General features: G+C 50.9%; 17 protein-coding genes and 1 tRNA gene. 7 read left to right on the top strand and 11 right to left on the bottom strand.

The features are described from left to right. Positions 1 to 109 precede the first annotated feature (109 nt). Positions 110 to 1,774, top strand: coding sequence for an AMP-binding protein (locus ACP158_RS07815; RefSeq protein ID WP_424948370.1), 1,665 nt, complete (start codon positions 110 to 112; stop codon positions 1,772 to 1,774). Positions 1,775 to 1,798: 24 nt separating this feature from the next. Continuing rightward, positions 1,799 to 3,136 carry a 3-hydroxyacyl-CoA dehydrogenase family protein gene (locus ACP158_RS07810; RefSeq protein WP_424948369.1) on the top strand — a complete coding sequence of 446 codons (1,338 nt, stop codon included), beginning with the start codon at positions 1,799 to 1,801 and terminating at the stop codon, positions 3,134 to 3,136. Positions 3,137 to 3,184: 48 nt separating this feature from the next. On the opposite strand, the gene polA is transcribed toward ACP158_RS07810, so the two are convergent. After that, positions 3,185 to 5,923 carry a DNA polymerase I gene (gene polA / locus ACP158_RS07805; RefSeq protein ID WP_424948368.1) on the bottom strand — a complete coding sequence of 913 codons (2,739 nt, stop codon included), beginning with the start codon at positions 5,921 to 5,923 and terminating at the stop codon, positions 3,185 to 3,187. A gap of 209 nt (positions 5,924 to 6,132) precedes the next feature. On the opposite strand from polA, the gene ACP158_RS07800 reads away from it, so the two are divergent. After that, positions 6,133 to 6,507, top strand: coding sequence for a hypothetical protein (locus tag ACP158_RS07800; protein WP_424948367.1), 375 nt, complete (start codon positions 6,133 to 6,135; stop codon positions 6,505 to 6,507). A 52-nt stretch (positions 6,508 to 6,559) separates the two neighbouring features. On the opposite strand, the gene ACP158_RS07795 is transcribed toward ACP158_RS07800, so the two are convergent. Continuing rightward, positions 6,560 to 8,770, bottom strand: coding sequence for an ATP-binding protein (locus ACP158_RS07795; RefSeq protein ID WP_424948366.1), 2,211 nt, complete (start codon positions 8,768 to 8,770; stop codon positions 6,560 to 6,562). 22 nt (positions 8,771 to 8,792) lie between these two features. Next, positions 8,793 to 9,509: a response regulator gene (locus tag ACP158_RS07790; RefSeq protein WP_424948365.1), complete on the bottom strand. Its 717-nt coding sequence runs from the start codon at positions 9,507 to 9,509 to the stop codon at positions 8,793 to 8,795. A gap of 280 nt (positions 9,510 to 9,789) precedes the next feature. Here ACP158_RS07790 and ACP158_RS07785 point away from each other — a divergent pair, with 280 nt between their 5' ends. Beyond that, positions 9,790 to 10,089 (top strand): hypothetical protein, encoded by a 300-nt coding sequence (locus tag ACP158_RS07785; RefSeq protein WP_424948364.1) that lies wholly within the window; start codon positions 9,790 to 9,792, stop codon positions 10,087 to 10,089. Here the strand turns inward: ACP158_RS07785 and uvrD are convergent. After that, positions 10,065 to 12,224: a DNA helicase II gene (gene uvrD / locus ACP158_RS07780; protein WP_424948363.1), complete on the bottom strand. Its 2,160-nt coding sequence runs from the start codon at positions 12,222 to 12,224 to the stop codon at positions 10,065 to 10,067. The two genes, ACP158_RS07785 and uvrD, sit on opposite strands and share 25 nt — an antisense overlap. 195 nt (positions 12,225 to 12,419) lie before the next feature. Here uvrD and ACP158_RS07775 point away from each other — a divergent pair, with 195 nt between their 5' ends. Further along, on the top strand, positions 12,420 to 12,650 hold the full coding sequence (locus tag ACP158_RS07775) for a hypothetical protein (RefSeq protein ID WP_424948362.1): 231 nt from the start codon (positions 12,420 to 12,422) through the stop codon (positions 12,648 to 12,650). 58 nt (positions 12,651 to 12,708) lie between these two features. Here the strand turns inward: ACP158_RS07775 and ACP158_RS07770 are convergent, their stop codons facing one another. Beyond that, positions 12,709 to 12,942: a hypothetical protein gene (locus ACP158_RS07770; RefSeq protein WP_424948361.1), complete on the bottom strand. Its 234-nt coding sequence runs from the start codon at positions 12,940 to 12,942 to the stop codon at positions 12,709 to 12,711. Further along, a complete protein-coding gene (locus tag ACP158_RS07765) occupies positions 12,939 to 13,196 on the bottom strand; it encodes a hypothetical protein (protein ID WP_424948360.1) in 258 nt (85 codons plus the stop codon). Before ACP158_RS07765 ends, ACP158_RS07770 begins: the two co-directional genes overlap by 4 nt. A gap of 250 nt (positions 13,197 to 13,446) precedes the next feature. Between ACP158_RS07765 and ACP158_RS07760 the strand changes: the two genes are divergently transcribed. Then, positions 13,447 to 14,874 carry an aspartate aminotransferase family protein gene (locus ACP158_RS07760; protein WP_424948359.1) on the top strand — a complete coding sequence of 476 codons (1,428 nt, stop codon included), beginning with the start codon at positions 13,447 to 13,449 and terminating at the stop codon, positions 14,872 to 14,874. Positions 14,875 to 14,895: 21 nt separating this feature from the next. Further along, entirely contained in the window at positions 14,896 to 15,765 is an 870-nt protein-coding gene (locus ACP158_RS07755; protein WP_424948358.1) for a CHAD domain-containing protein, read from the top strand. On the opposite strand, the gene ACP158_RS07750 is transcribed toward ACP158_RS07755, so the two are convergent. The 5 genes from ACP158_RS07750 to ACP158_RS07730 form a co-directional block, all read right to left on the bottom strand. Next, positions 15,749 to 15,825, bottom strand: a tRNA-Met gene (locus tag ACP158_RS07750). The genes ACP158_RS07755 and ACP158_RS07750 overlap by 17 nt on opposite strands. Positions 15,826 to 15,976: 151 nt before the next feature. Further along, entirely contained in the window at positions 15,977 to 16,564 is a 588-nt protein-coding gene (locus ACP158_RS07745) for a sarcosine oxidase subunit gamma (protein ID WP_424948357.1), read from the bottom strand. Next, positions 16,557 to 19,580: a sarcosine oxidase subunit alpha family protein gene (locus tag ACP158_RS07740; RefSeq protein WP_424948356.1), complete on the bottom strand. Its 3,024-nt coding sequence runs from the start codon at positions 19,578 to 19,580 to the stop codon at positions 16,557 to 16,559. The genes ACP158_RS07745 and ACP158_RS07740 overlap by 8 nt, the downstream gene beginning before the upstream one ends. After that, positions 19,577 to 19,888: a sarcosine oxidase subunit delta gene (locus tag ACP158_RS07735; protein ID WP_424948355.1), complete on the bottom strand. Its 312-nt coding sequence runs from the start codon at positions 19,886 to 19,888 to the stop codon at positions 19,577 to 19,579. Before ACP158_RS07735 ends, ACP158_RS07740 begins: the two co-directional genes overlap by 4 nt. After that, a complete protein-coding gene (locus ACP158_RS07730; RefSeq protein ID WP_424948354.1) occupies positions 19,888 to 21,132 on the bottom strand; it encodes a sarcosine oxidase subunit beta family protein in 1,245 nt (414 codons plus the stop codon). Before ACP158_RS07730 ends, ACP158_RS07735 begins: the two co-directional genes overlap by 1 nt. Positions 21,133 to 21,172 lie beyond the last annotated feature (40 nt).

Here is a 21,172-nt window from a genome sequence, read left to right as displayed (position 1 = left end):
CTATGCCCTGATTTTGAAATTGCTAAATTACATTGCGCGCTGATTGATTGGTGTAACGCGGCATTGCAATACTGAGCCAATTTCAGACCAAGCAACCAAAAGAGATTCTATGAAAGAAAACTATGACCGGCTCAAGCGGGTTGACGGCCTCAACTATGTCGCATTAACGCCAATTTCATTCCTGCAAAGAGCGCGGGATACCTACCCCGAACATCCTGGAATTGTGTATGGCAATCGCTCATACAACTGGAAGGAAGTCGCAAATCGGTGCCAACGTTTAGCCTCCGGCTTGAAAAAACTGGGGGTTGAAAAAGGCGCTACGATATCGATAATGGCTGCCAATACCCCGGAGCTGGCGGAAGCTCATTTTGGCGTACCCATGTCCGGGGGCGTGTTGAATGCGATCAACACCCGACTCGATTCCGACACGGTGGCATACATACTCGAACACAGCGACGCCAAGGTATTGATAACCGATACCCATTTTTCCGGGACCCTTTCCGCGGCGTTAAAAACCCTGTCGAAAACCATGAACAATCCGCCTGCTATTATTGATATCGTTGATGACCAGGCCGATGCACCGCCGGGATCCGGGCAGCGGCTGGGAATGATGACCTATGAAGAATTACTGGCCAGCGGGGACAATAGCGATGATTGGGGTGATGATTGGGGCCGGCCCGAATCGGAGTGGGACGCGCTGTCGCTAAACTATACCTCGGGAACCAGCGGCAAACCCAAAGGCGTGGTTTACCATCACCGCGGCGCCTATTTAATGTCGATGGGCACCGTTGCCGCTTGGCAGATTCCTAAACATTCCCGCTATCTGACTATCGTCCCCATGTTCCATTGCAATGGATGGTGCCATGTCTGGACCATGGCATTGATGGGCGGCACGCTGTTTTGCAACCGCGTGGTCAACGCCGAAAATATTTTTTCGGCCATTAAAAACCATCGGATTACCCATTTCGGCGCCGCACCTATTGTCCTTGCCATGCTCGCCAATGCGCCGCCGGAAATCCAATATATCCCGGACTACACGGTGCAAGTAATGACCGCCGGCGCGCCTCCGCCAAGCAAGATTCTGGAAAAAACCGCCCAACTGGGATTTAATGTCCTCCATTCCTATGGCCTCACAGAAACTTATGGTCATATATTATATTGTGATTGGCGTGCACAATGGGCGAATCTGCCCATCGGCGAGCAAGCCGAAATTAAATCTCGCCAGGGTGTCCGATTTCAAATGATGGAATCGGCTAAAGTGGTAAAAGTTGGAAGCGGGCAACTGGTGCCGGCGGATGGACAAACCATCGGCGAAATTGTCCTGCAAGGCAACCCCATTATGAAGGGCTATTATAAAAGCCCGGAAGCGACTGCCGCTGCATTTAAAGATGGCTGGTTTCATAGCGGCGACCTTGCAGTTGTTCATCCAGACGGCTATATCGAAATCAAGGACAGATTAAAAGACATTATTATTTCCGGCGGCGAAAATATTTCGTCAATCGAAATCGAGTCGGTGCTATACAAGTTTCCCAAGGTGGCTGCGGCTGCGGTGGTGGCAAAGCCCGATGAAAAATGGGGCGAAACGCCGTGTGCATTTATAGAACTAAAACAAGCAGAGCAAGCCACTGAAGAAGAAATAATTGCATTTTGCAAAGCGCATCTGGCGAGCTTTAAGCGCCCCAAGAACATAGTGTTTATTGAATTACCAAAAACATCAACTGGAAAAATTCAAAAATTCAAGCTCAGGGAGATGGTTGCTTCGGGTCAGGTTTGATTAAACTAAACGAACAATATAAACATGATTGATATAAAACGGGTTGCCGTGCTGGGCTCCGGCACGATGGGAGCGGGCATTGCCGGGGTCTGCGCCAACGCCGGCTTTGAGGTGCTGCTGCTGGATTTGGAGAAAGCCTCTTGCGATACCGCGACGGCCAAGTTAACTGAAGGTAGATCGCCGATGATCAAGGATCATGCGTTGTTAGACAAAATTACCACCGGCTCATTTGAGCATGACCTGGACAAGATTGCCGATTGTCAATGGATCTGCGAAGCCGTCATTGAAGACGTGCACATCAAGCGCGACATGTTCAGGCGCATCGAAGCGCTCAGAAGCGACCGCTCCATTATATCAACCAACACCTCCGGCATCCCGCTGCGCGACCTTTATGCCGGCATGCCGATGCGTTTCCAAAAAGATATCGCGGTCACCCATTTTTTCAACCCGGTGCATATTATGAAATTGGTGGAGTTGGTGGCCGGGGAAAATACCCGGCCTGAGGTTATTGCAACGCTGGCTGATTTCCTTGGCAAATCTCACGGTAACTCCCATGGCAAATCCCTAGACAAAGGCGTGGTTTACGCCAAGGACACGGTCAATTTTATCGGCAACCGAATTGGCTGTATGTGGATGTTGGCCGGTCTGCAATTGGCCGAGAAGGCGATACGCGAACAGGGTCTGCGCATAGAAACAGTGGACGCCTTGATGTCGGCGCCAATGGGATTTCCAGCCACCGGGCTGTATGGCTTAATCGATTTGGTCGGTTTGGATGTCATGCTCAAGGTCGCTGAAAACCTCGAAGTCAATTTGCCGGAAAATGATTTTGGCAGAAAATTTATTCCCCTTGCCGACAGCCTCCAGGCGATGGTTGCGCGCGGCCAACTAGGACGAAAAACCGGTGGCGGATTTTACCAGCTTAGGCGCCATGATGATGGCAGCAAGACCATGCAAGTGTTTGATATTCAAACACAACAATGGCAGGTTGCCGAGCAAGTTGAACTGCCCGAACACGAGCGAACATTGTCCGGTTTATTCGAATCCGACAGCGCAAACGCGGAGTTTGTCAAAGACCTGATGGCAACTACGCTTTGTTATAGCGCGGATTTGGTGCCGGAGATCGCCGACGATATTGTTAATGTGGATCGCGCAATGCGCTGGGGATTCGCGTGGCAACGCGGGCCGTTTGAACTGATCGATGAACTGGGCGCGCAAACCCTGATTAATCGGGTAAATGCGCAGGGCATGGCAATGCCAAAAATGCTACAGGTTCTGATTGATGCCGGTCAATCCACGTTTTACAGAAACCAGGGCGCCGAATTTTTAACCACCGCCGGAAACTGGGAAAGCGTGCCGGATTGACGATTGAAGAATACATCGCCACGCTCGGGTTAATCCCTGCTGGAAAAACTAGTGCGCTTCCTTCCAGTTCGCGCCAACGCCGATATCCACAATAAGCGGCACTTTTAATTTTGCCACTGCGCACATTAATTCCACGGCAACGGCCTTCATTTGATCAACGTTTTTCTGCTCCACCTCGAACACCAGTTCATCGTGAACTTGCAAAATAATTCGACTGCTTGGCTGGTTGTCTAAAATCCATTGGTCAACCGCCAGCATTGCCAGCTTGATGAGATCCGCTGCGGTGCCCTGCATCGGCGCGTTAATGGCGGTGCGCTCAGCGTATTGACGCCGCACCGCATTTTTGGAATTTATTTCGGGCAAATTCAGTCTCCGGCCAAACAGCGTTTCAACGAAACCGCATTCACGCGCGCTTTGCTTGGTTTTTTCCATATACTGTTTAACGCCGGGATACCGATCAAAATAGATATCGATATAATTCTTGGCTTCTCTTTGAGCAATCTTTAGTTGACGCGCCAAGCCAAATGCGGACATGCCGTAAATCAATCCAAAATTGATCGCCTTGGCGCGCCGCCGTTGCTCTTCGTCCACTTCATCGGCGGCGACGCCGAACACTTCAGCGGCGGTGGCGCGGTGCACGTCGATGCCGTTATTAAAGGCGGCAGTCAGGCCCTGGTCGCCGGATAAATGCGCCATAATCCTGAGCTCGATTTGAGAGTAATCGGCCGCGATCAACACATTGCCGTGTTCGGGAATAAAGGCTTCGCGTATCTTGCGGCCATCTTCGGAGCGAATGGGGATATTTTGCAAGTTCGGATCGGCCGAGGACAGCCGACCCGTAGCGGCGACCGCCTGATGGTAAGAGGTATGAATCCGACCGGTTTTCGGGTTAATCAATTCCGGCAGCTTGTCGGTATAAGTGCCCTTTAATTTCGCCAAGCCTCGGTGCTCGAGAATCAATTGAGGAAGTTCATATTCCGCGGCCAATTCCTGAAGCACATTTTCCGCGGTCGAGGGTTGGCCGCCAGGCGTTTTACGCATCACCGGAATGCCTTGTTTTTCGTACAATATTTCCTGTATTTGCTTGGGCGACGCGATATTGAAAGGCTCGCCAGCAACGGCATAGGTCTTTTTTTCGAGTTTAACCAGCCGGTTTGCTATCTCCGCGCTTTGCTGTTTGAGTTGAGCGGCATCAATTTTCACGCCATTGGTTTCGGTGCGCACCAATACGCTCATCAGCGGCATTTCTATTTCGTGAAACAGCTTGTTCAGCTTTGCGTTTTTTTCAAGTTGCGGCACTAGAGTTTGGTGCAGTTGCAACGTAATATCAGCATCTTCCGCGGCGTAGGGCGTGGCCACGTCAATGGCGACTTGATCGAAAGTAAGTTGATTTTTTCCGCTGCCGGCGACATCGGAAAATTTAATGGTCTGCTTGCCCAAGTGCTTCAGCGCCAATGTATCCATATCATGGCGTGAATTACCGGCATCCAGTACATAGGAAATGAGCATGGTGTCATGGGTGATTCCCTGCAAATGAATATCGTAATTTTGCAATACCTTGACATCGTATTTTAAATTCTGACCGGTTTTCGCCTGACCGGGGTGTTCGAGAATCGGGCGCAATTTTTCCAGGGTTTGTTTGAGCGGGAGTTGCTTTGGCACCCCAGCATAATTGTGTCCCAGGGGCAAATAAGCCGCTTCGCCCGGGGTCACGGCAAACGACAGTCCAACCAGCTCAGCCTGATGCGCATCGAGAGAAGTGGTTTCGGTGTCTATTGCGAATAGGCTGGATTTTTTGAGTTTTCCTATCCATTTATCCAGGGTCGATGAATCCCAAATAGTTTCGTAATTCAGTTCATTGTCGAGTTCGCTTGCATTGGAATCATCAGACTCCTTGCGTTTTTCAGCATGATCAGCATGGTCATTTACGGCATCGATTTCCTTCAGCCAGGAGCGAAATTCCAGATCGGTGTAATAGGTGCGCAGCAGTTCATAATCCGCATCGCCTCGGGTCAAATCATTTGGCGACTGCGCAAGTTCGACATCGCATTTAATTGTCGCGAGTTGTTTGGATAATTCAAGTTGATCCAGGTTGTCGCGTAGATACTCGCCGACTTTCCCGGAAATTTTATCGGCATTTTCAATAATGTTGTCCAATGTGCCGTATTCGTCAAACCACTTCACCGCGGTTTTCGGACCGACTTTGGGAATGCCTGGAATATTGTCCGAGCTATCTCCGATGAGTGCCAAGTATTCGATAATTCGTTGCGGCGGCACACCAAATTTTTCGCGCACACCGGCCGGGTTAAGACGCACATTTTTCATGGTGTCGACCATTTCCACTTTATCATTGATTAATTGCGTCAAATCTTTATCGCTGCTCACGATCAGCGTGCGAAACCCCTGCGCGGTAGCCTGGATTGACAGCGTGCCGATGACGTCATCGGCTTCCACCCCCGATATGGAAATCAACGGCAGACCCATTGCCGGAATAATTTTAGTGACATATTCAAGTTGTTGCCGAAGGTCATCGGGCATGGGCGGTCGGTTGGCCTTATAGGCTTTATAAAGGTCGTGCCGAAAGGTTTTTCCTTTGGCGTCCATGACCACGGCAATATGAGTGGGCTGACATTCTTTGAGCAGGCTTCTCAGCATATTGACCATGCCAAAAATAGCCTGGGTTGTTCTGCCGTCAGCGGTGGTCAATGGATGGCGTCCCAAGGCATGGTAGGCGCGAAACAGGAAGGAAGTGCCGTCAACGAGGATGATTTCTTTATCAGGAGACATAAAATTTTAGTGCGTTAGCGGTAGGCAAAGCAAGAAATATCGCCGTATTATGGCACTATTCATCAGGATTGTATTGGCGGGCTTTGTCGAATGCGCCGCAAAATTGGAATGTTCCCAAACAGGCGACGCGATTATGTTATTATTATTGACCAATGAAACTATTGAATTCCAACGCGATCATGAATATGAATATGAACATGAACATGAACATGAATATAAACATAAAACATGCGGCGATGACTAAAAGCGCACCCATAAAATGCATCTTGCAATCTATCATGCTCGCCTGCTTGATACCCATAAGCCAGGCTCAGGAAGAATCCGCAGCACCACTTTTAACGCCACAGGCGCTTTTAACGCCACAGGCGATTTTAATTCCACCGGATTTGACGGCTGGGAAAAATGAAAAATTTCAAGTCGAGGAGTGGCGTATTGGCGGCAGATTGGAACGATTGACGGTGCGGCATAAAAACGGCATAACCGAAATCTATCAAAACCAACGCGATGATGCGATTTGGTTTGCGCACGAAAACGAACTCGGCGAAGTGCAGAACGTCAGGCAGTGGCGACTCGGCGGTTGGTGAATGATATTGATGGCGGCGACCTGGCTGCGAATGGGCCTGAAATGAGTTTCACTCAGGCGGCTCGGAAACTCGGCATCGTTGCTTGCGCACGACCGTGCATCGGCTTGAATGTAATAGGAATAGAGACTGTCACCGCAACGCCTTGATTATCAAGCCGATTTTCCGCCCATGATGTGCCCTGATGATACTCCGCAATTAGCCTGACCACAAAAAGACCTAAGCCCAGATGGGAATGCTTGGCATTGGTCTTGCCGCAAGAAACCATCGGATCGAACAGTCGGTCGCTGATCTTTTCCGGCAGTTTCGGGCCCTCATTGATGACCGTAATTTCCGCATGATTCTTGTTTTTTAGGGTGCTGACGATGATCGGCGCACCGGGCTGGCTAAATTGCATGGCATTGTCTATCAGTTTATCCAGCATCTGCGCCAGGTGGTCAGGGCTGCCGTCCACTACCAAGGGCGATGCGCCGGTTCGCAACAAAAATTTATATTCGGGATAACTGCTGCGGTAGCCGTCCACAAATTCCGAAATCAATCCAGGCAAATCCACCGACTTCTTTATTTCAGTGCGCATCGCTTCTTCGAGGTTTGCGGCTTCCGTGAGGTTGGTCAAAATAAGGCGCAGTCGATTTACGCCATTGCGCGCGCGCTGCATATGCTTGTTCTGATCGATGTTGGGAATATCCGTTTCCAGAATTTCAAGCGACGAGCTAACCACATTCAGCGGATTGTTCAATTCGTGCGCAAGCGTATCCGGCATGCCTTCAAGATACCGGGTATAGCCGACCAGCCGTTTTAGCATACTGGTAATACTGCGGCCGAGATCGCCAAGTTCGTCCGCAGGATAAATCCGACTCGGGATTCGGCCCTCAATCACGCGACCTTCGCGGGTAATCGCTTGCTCCGTTGTATTGGATAAACGCCGGATTCGCCATGTCAGCCGCCAGGCAAAAATTAACAAGGTCAAAAGTATGAAAAAGAAAACCAATATGGTCACCAATGTCAAACTCCTGAGCAACTGATATTGCAACGCCAGTATGGTATGGCTGCTTTGTTCGACGATGACTGCGCCAAGAATCTCTGGCCCGGACTTGATCGGATATCCGGCGACAATGATTTGCGCCTTTTGGTCCAGCGAAAGACGCTCTTCCGCCATGGGGACGCCTTTTAGTATGGTCGTAAAAATTTTATCCGGACGATGGACAACCTCGGTCGAGACGTCGATAAACTGGACTGAGGGGCGCTTTAATAATGCGTCAATGTGGCCCTGGATATTTTGAATAAAACGGATCACCCAATTATTTCCCTGTTGCGCGATCGACTCTGGGGGAATAGCCGGAGATAATCCGCCCACTACCGCGCGCACCCGCTGCAAATTATCGAGAATCCATATTCTTGACTGAGGCTGATCCAGGCCTTTAAGAATTTTAGTCAGTTCAGGAGAAGCGATTAATATTTGCGCCGGCTCCTCTGCGGATGTCTGCGGCGAAGTGGATAATGTGGCGATGATCTCACGGCTTTCTGCGCTATCCACATCCACTGCAAAAAAGCCAACTCGAGTTCGGTAGCCGATGACATCGCGCGGGATGCGCAATTCGATTTGATAGCCCCATTCGGTTTCCGCCAACTCCGCGGTGAACGCCGTGACATCATCGCCTTCCAAAGGCAGTTTCCATTGTTCGTCAACCAGGAATATGCTCATCCGTCCCGGCGCGCTGGCAACCAACAGATAACGTTCCAAGGTTTCGTTGGGCAGCTGAACCAGCATTCTGATTTGATCGCTGGTATCCAGGGAGCGCCTTTCCAAATCCCGGTAAACTAATTTATCATCATTAATTTCAAACAGCGCATACAAGTATTGTTGGTAATGCCCAATGATGTTTTTAAGGGAAAACGAGTCCGGGTCGTATTCGTCACTACACATTAACAATTCGTCACCGGTATAAAAATTAGCAAATTGTTGAATCGACTCCCAGTCACCCAGTTTTCCATCCAACTGAATCAGATTATCCGGCTCATGGGCGTATAAATCGTTTTCGCTCCCCAGCACCTCGGGCACGCCCGTTTCAGGGTTGAACAATTCCGCGCGATCATTGAGTACTGTGGCAATGCCATTAGCGGTTAACAGCAATGCGTTTTTTTGCCCCTGGATCAGGAATTGCTTCATCTCCAGAACGTAGTAGTAACCCATCCACGGGATAATTAATAACACCAGCACCAACCACAGCAGTTTGGCGCGGATGCTGAGCGTGCGCAATGCCATCGATATAATATCCCGGAATGAATCAGGTTCTGGAATTGAAATAGTATTCGGGCTGCCATCGATAGCCGACGCCAAACACGGTTTCAATCATTGCAAATGATTCGTCAACTTCCTTGAATTTCTTGCGAATACGGCGGACATAGCCGTTAATAGTGTTTTTTTCCACGTAACTTTGTCGGGTAGTTTGCATCAACGCCGTGTAAGTCTTTACATGCCCCGGATGCCGTGCCAGCGCTTCGATAAGCCAAAATTCAGTCAGGGTTAAGCTCAACTGATGACCTTTCCAGTTAATCGACATACGGTTTTGATCAATTTCAAGATCGCCCAAAACCAGCGCTGATGGTTGATCCGATTCACTTTGTATCGACGAGGCAATACGAAACAAGGAAGAAACCCGCACCGCGAGAAATTGTAAATTGACGGGTTTGGTGATGTAGTCCCAGGCATCGAGCCGCAGTCCGGAAACACGATCGATATCACTGTCTCTAGCGGTAAGAAAAATAATCGGCATCTTCGGACTCTTGCGGCGCAGTTCTCGACAAAGGTCGAATCCGCCGTCAATTTCATCTTCCAGCATGATATCCAGGATCGCAAGATCAGGCAGGGATTTATTAAATCCACTCAGTGCTTCATGCTTGTTGGCGTAGGTTTGAACAACATAACCCTGACCAATCAACGCATCGGAATAGTTTTCACGTTGGTCGGCATCGTCTTCGACAATGGCAATACTTCTGGACATGGATAACTCCCTGAATGAGTTTTAAAGCGAGCAGTATAACGGATTGAAATGCGCAATAAACGCCTGTGATTATGAACTGATAACTACCATAAAATTACCACTGGTTTCCCCAACGGATACCATACCGAAAGGGTGTAATCGGATGCTATTGAGAGCCAGCGAATAATTGACCAGCGAATAATTGATTGGACCAGACCGTTTATTCGATTGTTGCCTGAGTGAAACTAAACCGGCCGCTAGAGACCAATCCACTAGCGTGCCAATAAAGAGGACCTAAGACGTGAATCACAAAGTTTTTATTCCGATCACCGATGAAATGCTGTATGACTATCCGCAGCTGATTACCACGCCGTTACGGCCTTATCAAATCGGCAACCCCTGTTATCATTGGATGGCAACGATTGAGTCACCCGCACAACATGAACCGAACAAAATTAACAAAATCCGGCCGGGCGCGCAAAATCCGGGCGCGCAAGATCAAGTTGAATCCGTCAGGCGCTTTGATCATCGAATGGTCTTGAAAGCCCGGCAACCGATTATGGCCGACGAGACACTTCAAACGGATTCAAGATTGGTGTAAGCGCAGACTAACCATTTAGGCCCGGCATCCGCAAAATTAACCTGCACTCTGGCGTGCGCGCCTTGGCCCTCGAGATTGATCACCATGCCGTCGCCGAATTTTTTGTGGCGCACCTGTCGTCCCGGCTTGAGTCCGTTAAACTCTGCGGCGGTTGCGCCCGCGACAACAGCGCGCCGATGAAGCGGTTTGCTAAATCGCGCGGCGCGAATCTCCTCCAGATATTGCTCCGGTATTTCGGTTAGAAATCGCGACTCCTTGGGGTAATGTTCGCGGCCATAAAGATGCCGCACCTCGGCGTAGCATAAAAACAGTTGTTGCATCGCCCGGGTCATGCCGACATAACATAGCCGCCGCTCTTCTTCGAGTTGGCCATCTTCGATGGAACGTTGATGCGGAAACAGCCCCTCTTCCAGTCCGCATAAAAACACCAATGGAAACTCAAGCCCTTTTGCCGAATGCAAACTCATTAGTTGCACACAATCTTCCCACTCCTGCGCTTGGCCCTCGCCGGCTTCCAGCGCGGCATGGGCCAGAAACAACGATAGTTCATCCATCTCTTCTGCTACGTTATCCGCATTGAAGTTACGCGCGGCGTTGATCAGTTCCTCCAGGTTTTCGACGCGGCCCTGGGCTTTTTCGCCGCGCTCCTTTTTGTAATGATCCAACAATCCGCTGTGCTTCAAGACCTGATCCGTGGTCTCGGTCAGATCGAGTTCGCCAGTGGTTTCGGCCAATTGATTAATCAGGTCCTGGAACAGGCTTAGCGCCGACAAGGCTCTTGGCGGCAACCCTTGCTCGCTGATTATTTCAGTGGTCGCCTGCCACATGGAAATTTGTTTCAAGCGTGTCCGTTCGCGAATAATCTGCAGGGTTTTGTTGCCAATGCCGCGCGTCGGCAGATTGACGATGCGCTCATAGGCCGGGTCGGAATGGCGATTTGAAATTAATCTTAAATACGCCAGTGCGTCCTTGATTTCCGCGCGTTCGAAAAATCGCAATCCGCCATACACCCGATAGGGCATGCCGGTAGAAAGCAGTTGTTCTTCAAAAACCCGGGACTGGGCATTGGAGCGATATAAAATCGCGGACTGATCTCGGCGGTTGCCCTGGCTCACCCAGTTTTGGATTTGGTCAACAACAAACCGGGCTTCGTCTATTTCGTTGCTCGCCGCATACAGCCGGATTGGGCATCCTTCAGATTCATCGGTCCACAGTTCCTTGCCCAAACGCCCGGCGTTATTGGCGATAACGGCATTGGCGGCGTTCAGAATATTGCCGGTGGAGCGATAGTTCTGCTCCAAACGAAACACCGTGGCGTTATCGAAATCCTTCTCGAAACTCAACAGGTTTTCAACCCGGGCGCCGCGCCAGCCATAAATGGATTGGTCGTCATCGCCGACCGCGAAAAGATTTTTATGCTGCGCTGAAAGCAGTTTTACCCATTGATACTGAATCGAGTTGGTATCCTGAAACTCGTCAACCAGCACATGCTGGAAACGCTGTTGATAGGTTTCGCGAACCGTTTGATTGTTGCGAAACATCTCCAGCGTGCGCAGTAAAATTTCGGCAAAGTCGACCAGGCCGAATCGGTGACAAAATTCTTCATAGGTCGCATAAATCCGATGCAGCGTTTGCTGCTGGCTGTCGTTGCCGACAGGCAGATGCTGCGGGCGGCGCGCCTCTTCTTTATGGCTGTTGATCATCCACTGCATTTGTCGCGGCGGCCAATAGGCTTCATCCAGATCAAGCTCGCGCAATACCCGACGAATTAACCGATACTGATCATCGCTGTCGATTATCTCGAAGCTTTGCGGCAGACCTGCTTGGTCATAGTGCATGCGCAGCAAGCGGTGGCACAGGCCGTGAAAAGTGCCCATCCACATGCCGCCAAACTGGGTTTGCAATAGCTCTTCGATGCGCCCGCGCATTTCCCGGGACGCCTTATTGGTGAAGGTTACCGCCAGGATTGAAAGCGGGGAGATGTCGTGCGCCTGGATGAGCCAGGCAATGCGGTGGGTCAGCACGCGGGTCTTGCCGCTGCCGGCGCCGGCGAGGACTAATAATGGGCCTGGAGGCGCCGCCACCGCTTCCCTTTGGGCCTCGTTTAGCGGATCGAAAATATGAGAAACATCCATGCGCGAATTATACGCTGGAACGCTATCGGCACAAAGATGTATCTTATGCTCGCACAACCTGGCAGATGGCATGGTTAATCATACTAAACTGGTTCTATGGCACAATCAAAGATGAAGAATAGGGTTAGATATGTTAAATTAAGGTTCAAGATACTTTAAGGTATAGTGAAATGGTCATAACTAATTGTTCTATAAATGAAAAACAAGCATGTCATTCGTTGCCGAATTTCGGGGAATAAATTCAGGGCGATTCCACGGCTGTTTTGCCTTGATATGGAGGCTTGCAAAGTCGCACAAATCACTGGCATCTCTGGCCCAGCGACCAGCCGATTGTATACTCAAATCAGACAACGCATCGCCGGGCAATGCGAGCGTATGTGTTCACTGATTCACTGCCCGTTTTGCTCCTTTCCAGCGGTGTTTTAGCACCGCCCTCTCGGCCGTCATTCTCGCCGGCAGGCGGAAAGAATCGCCCTCCCTGCCGTCATTCTCGCCGGCAGGCGGAAAGAATCGCCCTCCCTGCCGTCATTCTCGCCGAAGGCGGGAATCCAGTTAAATATCTGTCACGCGTAGCGTGACTCCTTTTGGCATCCGGCTTTGCCAGACACAAACCGGCGGCTTCGCCGCAAAGGAGTCCGGCTACGCCGGACGGCATATTCCACTGGATTGCCCGGCCAATAATAATATGGGCCGGGCAATGACGACCCTTATTTGTCATTCTCGCCGGCAGGCGGGAATCCAGAGTGGCGTAGCCGCGCAATAGCGGCGGCTTTGCCGCCGGTAATGGTAGCGGCTAACGCCGCTGAGTTTAATAACTGGATTGCCCGGAACAAGCCGGGCAATGACAAATGATAGGTAACAGTGAATCGAGAGGACAAAGGCGAGTTGAGATGCCAAAGCACACGAGAGAAAATGTCTGGCTACGCCAGAGCACGTTTTAGTGTCACGCTTTGCGTGACACTTATTTACCATTGTCCTCTCAAAAGGACTCATCGCTTTCCGATTCACCATTGTCCCCCCAGCCCGTCATTCTCGCCGCAGGCGGGAATCCAGTTAAAATATGTCGTCCGGCGTAGCCGGACTCCTTTCAAAGAGTGTGAGTTTCGCTTCAATATGCGCCACGAAAATAGGTGTCAATATCTGCTAAAATCTATCCGAAATCACCGCTTAAAGTATCTTGAACCTAAATTAATTTCACCGCTTATTAGCCCGGTAACAGAAAATGAATAGCGCACTCAGTAATATTAAAAGCAGTGAGATCAAAAATTCGGATGTTGTCAGCAGCGACAAATCTCATGTCTGGCATCACCTCGCCCAGCACAAGCCGATGCAAACAACCGACTCCACGGTTATTGACCACACGGTTATCGACACCATGGTTATTGTTGAAGGCAAGGGTCTGCGCGTGACCGACATCAACGGCAAGGAATATCTGGATGCGGTGTCGGGCGGCGTTTGGACCGTGAATGTGGGTTATGGTCGAGCATCCATAGCCAAAGCGGTGCACGACCAACTGCTCAAAATGTGCTATTTCGTAAATTCAGCGGGCAACATTCCCGGCGCGCAGTTTGCCGAAAAACTGATTGACAAAATGCCCGGAATGAGTCGGGTTTATTATTCCAACTCAGGCTCCGAAGCCAATGAGAAAGGCTTTAAATTAGTCAGGCAACTTGCCGCGCTGAAAAATGATGGCAAGAAGCACAAAATTATTTATCGCGACCGCGATTACCACGGCACCACCATTACCGCGCTCAGCGCCACCGGGCAGATCCAGCGCAAGGATCAATACGGCCCATTTACGCCGGGATTCGTGGAAATGCCGCATTGCATGGCGTATCGCGCCGCCAATGGCGAGCACCCGGATTATGGTGTTCAGGCGGCCAGGGAATTAGAACGGGTGATTCTGGAGCAGGGTCCGGATACGATAGGCGCGGTCATTCTTGAGCCGATTACGGCTGGCGGCGGCGCCATCACACCGCCTGAGGGGTATTTTGAAACCATCCAGGAAATCTGCGCCAAATACGGCGTGCTCATCCATATTGATGAAGTGGTTTGCGGCATGGGGCGCACCGGAAAATGGTTTGGCTATCAACACTATGGCGTGAAGCCTGATATTGTCACCATGGCAAAAGGCGTTGCCAGTGGCTATGCGGCGATTTCCACGACCGTGACCACCGAAGATTTGTTTAATGAATTCCTGGCCGAGCCGAGCGAAAAATTGCGCTACTTCCGCGACATCAGCACCTTTGGCGGATGTGCGGGCGGTCCGGCAGCGGCGCTGGAAAATATGCGAATCATTGAGCAGGAAAACCTGCTCGACAATGCCAGCAACATGGGCGACTACCTGTTAGACCGCTTGCACGAACTGCAAGAAAAATATCCGGTCATTGGGGATGTGCGCGGCAAAGGACTATTTGTCGGCGTGGAACTGGTGAAGGATCGTAAATCCAAAGAACCAGTGAACGAGTCCGTAGCCACTGGAGTTGTTGCCGATTGCTTGCAACAAGGCGTCATGATCGGCCGCACCAACCGCAGCTTTGCGGAACATAATAATACGCTGTGCTTAAGCCCGGCGCTGGTTTGCACCAAAGGCGATTTGGATGAGATTGTCAGCGCGATCGATAATGCTTTGGCAAAGGTAGACCCCTAAACCGAACACAGTTTTGATGGGATGAATTGCCTGGAGAAATATCGCAGTAAACTCATCAGGGAAATAAATAAAGACCTGCGGGTGATTCTGGCCAAATTTGAACCGGGGCCAGAACGAGGGCATGAACGAGGGCCCGAACAAGAACTTGAACAAGATGCTGTGCATAATTTCAGAGTAGGGGTGAAAAGGCTCACGGCACTGTACTGCTTTCTGAACGAAATCAATGTCGATCTAAACGCAAAGAAGATACTCAAGCCCTACCGTTCGCTGTTCAAGTCCATTGGCAATATCCGGGATGGGCATATTGCCGTGCATTTAGTGCAAAATTTGGCTGAAGTCAATTCAGAGGAATCGAAAATTCTGGTTAGAGCAATCAGAGCGAGGATAAGAAAAGACTATCGGTTATTCCAAAAACAGGTTCAATCGAATGCCCCATTAAAAACGAATGCCCTATTAAAAACTCGGGCATCAATCAGGATGCCGACCATCAGCTCCACAGGTATTTCCGCAAGAGCCATCCTTCGCTACAAACGAATTGTGCTGGATGACCTTTTGGTTCAAATTCTCCGTACCGAAGGACCGATGAGCGCGGCGCAGTGGCATAAGAAACGAATATTGCTTAAAAGATACCATCACACGCTGGACGCCTTTCGGTTCTGCCCGGGTCATAAATCGGATGAAGACACACTAAAACAAATAAAAATGCTGGAGCAGTTGCTGGGCGATTGGCACGACCGCGTCATCACCATATCGCTTTTGCAATCCTTTCAGGGGCTGGAAGCGCAAACCGCGCCGACTATCGCGATCATGAAAAAACAACACCGGCTGCTGTTGGGGTCAGCGAAGATTTACTTGAGCGACCTGCGCTTGAAGGTGGTGGCTACGCCCTGACTTGAACAGGGGACCCCATCATTATGAGTGATGTGCTCTAACCGGCTGAGCTACGTAGCCATTGCGCGTTTTCATCATATGCCGCGGGGGTTGCGAGGGTACCTGAATCCATATTTTCGCACAACAGCCGATATTGTATACCCGATTCGAGTCTATGTTTTACTGGTTTTCCAGAGATCGTCGGAATTGATGCGCGGCAATCAATCCAAAATTACAAAGCATTCATCCCGCTTGCTAAATAATCCCAGACATATTCGGTAAAACTCCATCGAACCTGGATATCATAAGCCGGGGCCGCACTTATATTATGGCTGGTATTATGACTGATTTTATGCAGCAAAATACTGGCCTGGCCGAATCGGGTTTGGGCGCACGCGCCGTTAGCAAACCGGTCCGGGTGCAAATCCAAAGGGCATGCTTTGGCGAGCAAGGCAGATGAATCAGGGCCGTCGAGCCGGAGCACGGTGTAATAGTCGGTAACCTCTACCACTGCACTATGCAGGCCCGACAAAACCGCTTTAAGGCTGGATATTTTGTTTTCAGTGTCGGCCATCTGACAATGCATTAACCATTCATTTGGGCCAAGCCAATACAGTGTAGCGGCGTCATTTTTGGTGCAGGTATTTGCTTCAACAGGTAGCGCCAATCCAATTGTGGATTCGACCTTCTTAACAAACTGATTGTTATTCGAATCTCCGCGTAAATTAATTTTTCCGCACCACGGCAATTCAATCAGACTGGTGTCGCCATCAATCCGCGTGCGGTTGTAAGCGGGCGAGTTTGTTTTGAGATCAGTCATGTGAACGCACGCTCTGTTTGTCGAAAAATACCGGATCGGTTACCCTGACTTTGTGACTGCTGCCATCCATTAGCGCGACATCCAGAGTCTGCCCGTTGCGATTGAAGCCATCTTTAATTAAAGCCAGGGCGATGGAACGCCCGACATTCGGGCTCATATAACTCGACGAAACATGGCCCAGCATTTTCATCGGCGGTTTGGGTCGCAACGCTTCCACGACGTGCGCGCCTTCGGGCAATACAAATTTTGGGTCTTCGGTGAGCAGCCCGACCAATTGCTTTCTGCCTGGCTTGGCCGTATCTGTGTGCGTGAAGGAGCGCTTGCCTAAAAAGTCCGGTTTTTTGTTCGACACGATCCAGTCCATACCCAAGTCCATTGGCGTCATTGTGCCATCCGTATCCTGACCGACGATGATAAAGCCTTTTTCAGCGCGAAGCACATGCATCGCTTCCGTGCCATATGGACAAATGTCATGCTTTTTGCCTGTTTCCATCAACGCCTCCCATAGCGCCAAGCCGTATCGCGCTGGCACATTGATCTCAAAAGCCAACTCGCCGGTGAAACTGATGCGATAAATCCGCGCCGGGATGCCGGCCACCTTGGCCTCCTTCATGGACATGAATGGAAATGATTCGCCATCCAGCGACAGATCGGTCAGTTCCGCCAACACCGCGCGCGAATTTGGGCCATTCAATGAAGCCACGGCCCATTGCTCGGTCACGCTGGTTGCATACACCTTCATTTCAGGCCATTCGGTTTGCAGCCATTCTTCAATCCAGTTCATTACCCGCGCCGCACCACCGGAAGTCGTGGTCATATGATAGTGATTTTCCGCCAGGCAAGTGGTCACCCCATCGTCAAATACCATGCCATGCTCATTCAGCATTAACCCGTACCGACTGCGCCCGGGCGCGAGTTGATTCCAGGCATTGGTATACAGCATATTTAGAAGTTTGACGGTATCTTTGCCCTGAAGATCGATTTTCCCCAGCGTAGAGGCATCAAGCAGCGCGCAGGAATTTCGAGCGGCAAGGCATTCTCGTTGCACCGCGTCATGCATGCTTTCGCCCGCTTTTGGAAAATAATACGGGCGCTTCCAATCGCCCACGTCCTCATACACCGCGCCATTTTTGTCATGCCACGGGTGCATGGCGGTTTTGCGTTTTTGCATGAACAACTCGCGGCGCTCATGCCCGACGATTGAACCGAAGGTGAGCGGCGTGAATGGCGGCCGAAAAGTTGTGGCTCCGACTTCAGGAACGGTCACATTGCGTAAGTTTGCCATTACCGTCATTGCATTCAGATTTGAAGTTTTGCCTTGATCGGTGCCCATCCCGGTGGTGGTGTATCGTTTCAGATGTTCCACCGATTCAAAGCCTTCCCGAGCGGCTAATTCGATATCGGCCACGGTAGAATCATTGTGCAATTCATGAAAGTGCTTTTTCTTTCCTCGGCCAATGGGATGGTCGCAGGGAATAATCCACAGTGGCCGCAATGACCCGGTTTGCAGTTCATTGGCACTGGCGTCCGAGTTGATATTGTCGGTGTTAAATCCCGCAGCTTTAGCCGCTGCACAACCTGCTTCAAAGCCTTCGGTTAAACAATCGTTAAGGGTATAAGAAGCTCGGCACGCGCCCGCGGCATGCGCCGAATTATTGATGGACATTTGCTCCGGCACGAAGCAGTGTTGGTTATCGAGGAATTTCAGCTTGCCTTTAGCCTGACTAAACAAATGCACCGTGGGGTTCCAACCACCGGCAACCCCCACTACATTGCAAACCAGCGACTCAGGCAACCCAACGACATCGCTGCCATCGTCGTTAAGCGACATTATTTCAACTTTTCGAATTTTTCCGCGTCCGTAATCAACTCCGGTAATCGCGGAATTTTCGATGATGTCGATGCCAAGGGCTTTTGCCTGGTTGACTAATTCACTATCTGGTTTTTGTCGAACGTCAACCACGTGTACTCGTGCGCCGACATTTTTCGCATCTATGGCGGTTAGATACGCGCTGTCATTGTTGGTCAGAATAACAATGTTGTTGCCGGGCAATACCCCAAATCGATTGATATAGGTGCGAATAGCGCCAGCCAGCATGACTCCCGGACGATCACTGTCCGCGAAAACCAGCGGTCGCTCGATCGCGCCAGTCGCAAGCACCACTTGCTTGGCGCGAATTTTCCAAAGACGTTCTTTGGGTGCCATGCCTGGATTGTTTGGGCCCAGATGCTCATTGACGCGTTGGTTGGCGACCAAGAAATTATAGTCAAAGTAGCCGCTGACCGTGGTGTTTCGCAATAGCGTCACCTGTTCCATTTTCTTCAATTCTGAAACACGTTGGGCGGCCCACGCTTCAGATAAACGGTCATTGACGGATGCGGTATCGCCCAATAATGAGCCGCCAAATTCATTTTTCTCATCCAGCAACATGACCCTGGCCCCGGCGCTGCCGGCCGCATAAGCGGCTTGCAATCCAGCCGGGCCGCCGCCGACCACCAAGACATCGCAATGCGCGAAGGTTTTATCGTAATTGTCCGGATCGGGCGCGAGCGGGGAACGCCCCAGCCCGGCCGCTTTGCGAATCAATTTTTCATAGGTCATCCACAAGGCCCCGGGCCACATGAATGTTTTATAGTAAAAGCCGGCCGGCAAGATTCGGGATAACTTGGAGCTTATCGCGCCGAGGTCAAAATTGACCGACGGCCAGCAGTTCTGAGATCTGGCGACCAAGCCGTCGTACAATTCGATTTCGGTGGCGCGCCGGTTAGGTTCGGTGTGGGCGCCGGTTTCAAGTTGTACCAGCGCATTGGGCTCTTCTGAGCCGGCTGAATAAATTCCGCGCGGTCGATGGTATTTAAAGCTGCGTCCAACCAGATAAACGCCATTGGCGAGCAATGCCGAAGCCAGAGTATCGCCGGGATAACCTTCGTAGGCTTTGTCGTCGTACCAAAATCGAATGCTCTTGGTGCGATTGAGTTGGCCGCCTTTTTCCAGGCGATTAACTTGCTCGGTCATTTTGTATTCCCTGCATTTATTTCAGCCTCAGGATAAATTTCGGGTGCGGGCTCGCTGGGTTTATAAGTGCCATAGATGTGATCGGTAACCGTGTTTCGGGCCGCATTGAACCAACGTCGACAACCGTGGGTATGCACCCATCTTTCGTAATGGACGCCCTTGGTATTGCTGCGAAAAAATACGTAATCCCCCCATTGCTCATCGGATAATTGTTGGGGATGTTGGGGGCGAGCGATATGGGCTTCACCGTGACAACTGAATTCTGTTTGATCACGCTCTCCACACCATGGGCAAGTAATTAAAAACATCAGTGTGCCACCGCCGCGGCCGCGCCTTCGTCAATCAAGGCGCCAGTGTTGAATCGATTAATTGAAAAGGGCTCGGCGATGGGATGCATTTCTCCGCGGGCGATGGAATGAGCAAAAACATTTCCAGAGCCCGGCGTTGCCTTAAAGCCGCCGGTGCCCCAGCCGCAATTAAAGAATAGATTGTCCACCGGTGTTTTCGAGATCAGCGGCGAACGATCGACCGTGACATCAACGATTCCGCCCCATTGACGCAGCATTTTCAGGCGCGAAAAGATTGGATAAAGTTCGATTATCGGGCCGACGGTTTCCTCAATGATATTAAATCCGCCACGCTGGGAATAAGAGTTGTAAGCGTCCGAGCCGGCGCCGATAACCAGTTCACCTTTGTCCGACTGGCTGATGTACGCATGAATACTGCCGGACATCACCACGCAATCCAGAACAGGCTTGATCGGTTCTGAAACCAGTGCCTGCAATGGAAAAGATTCGAGCGGCAGGCGAAACCCGGCCATTTCCGCCAGCACGCTGCAATGCCCGGCCACCACGCAGCCTACTTTTTTGGCGCCGATTAATCCGCGACTGGTTTCGACGCCGGCGATGGTATTGTTGTCAATTTTGAAACCGGTCACTTCGCAGTTCTGAATGATGTCCACGCCCATGGCATCCGCAGCCCGGGCATAGCCCCATGCCACCGCATCGTGGCGGGCGGTACCGCCGCGTTTTTGCAACAGCGCGCCCAACACCGGATAGCGGCATTGCAGGTTAATAAAAGGCACCATTTCCTTAATCTGCTCGGGTGCTAAAAATTCCGAATCGATGCCGTTCAAATGGATGGCGTTGCCGCGGCGGCCGATTTCCTGCAGGTCATGGACGCTGTGCGCGAGGTGTAGCAAGCCACGCTGCGAGAACATGACATTGTAGTTGAGCGCTTGGCTCAAGCCTTCCCAGAGTTTCATGGCATGTTCGTAAATCGCGGCCGATTCATCCATAAGATAATTCGAGCGCACGATGGTGGTGTTGCGCCCGGTGTTGCCGCCGCCGAGCCAGTTTTTTTCCACCACCGCGACATTGGAGATGCCGCACTCTTTGGCAAGATAGTAAGCCGTGGCTAAACCATGCCCGCCACCGCCGACAATAACAACGTCGTATTCTTTTTGGGGGTCGGGGCTACGCCAGGCCCGCTGCCAATCCTGGTGATAGTTCACCGCATTGCGGAGCAGGCTAAAAATGGAATAGCGATTCATGGTGATTGATTTGGCGGGGTTGTATCGTTTAGGCTACTGA

The sequence above is a fragment of the Candidatus Spongiihabitans sp. genome (assembly GCF_965247905.1).
Lineage (GTDB): Bacteria > Pseudomonadota > Gammaproteobacteria > Arenicellales > Poriferihabitantaceae > Spongiihabitans.
This window is presented reverse-complemented; position numbering and strand designations above follow the sequence as displayed.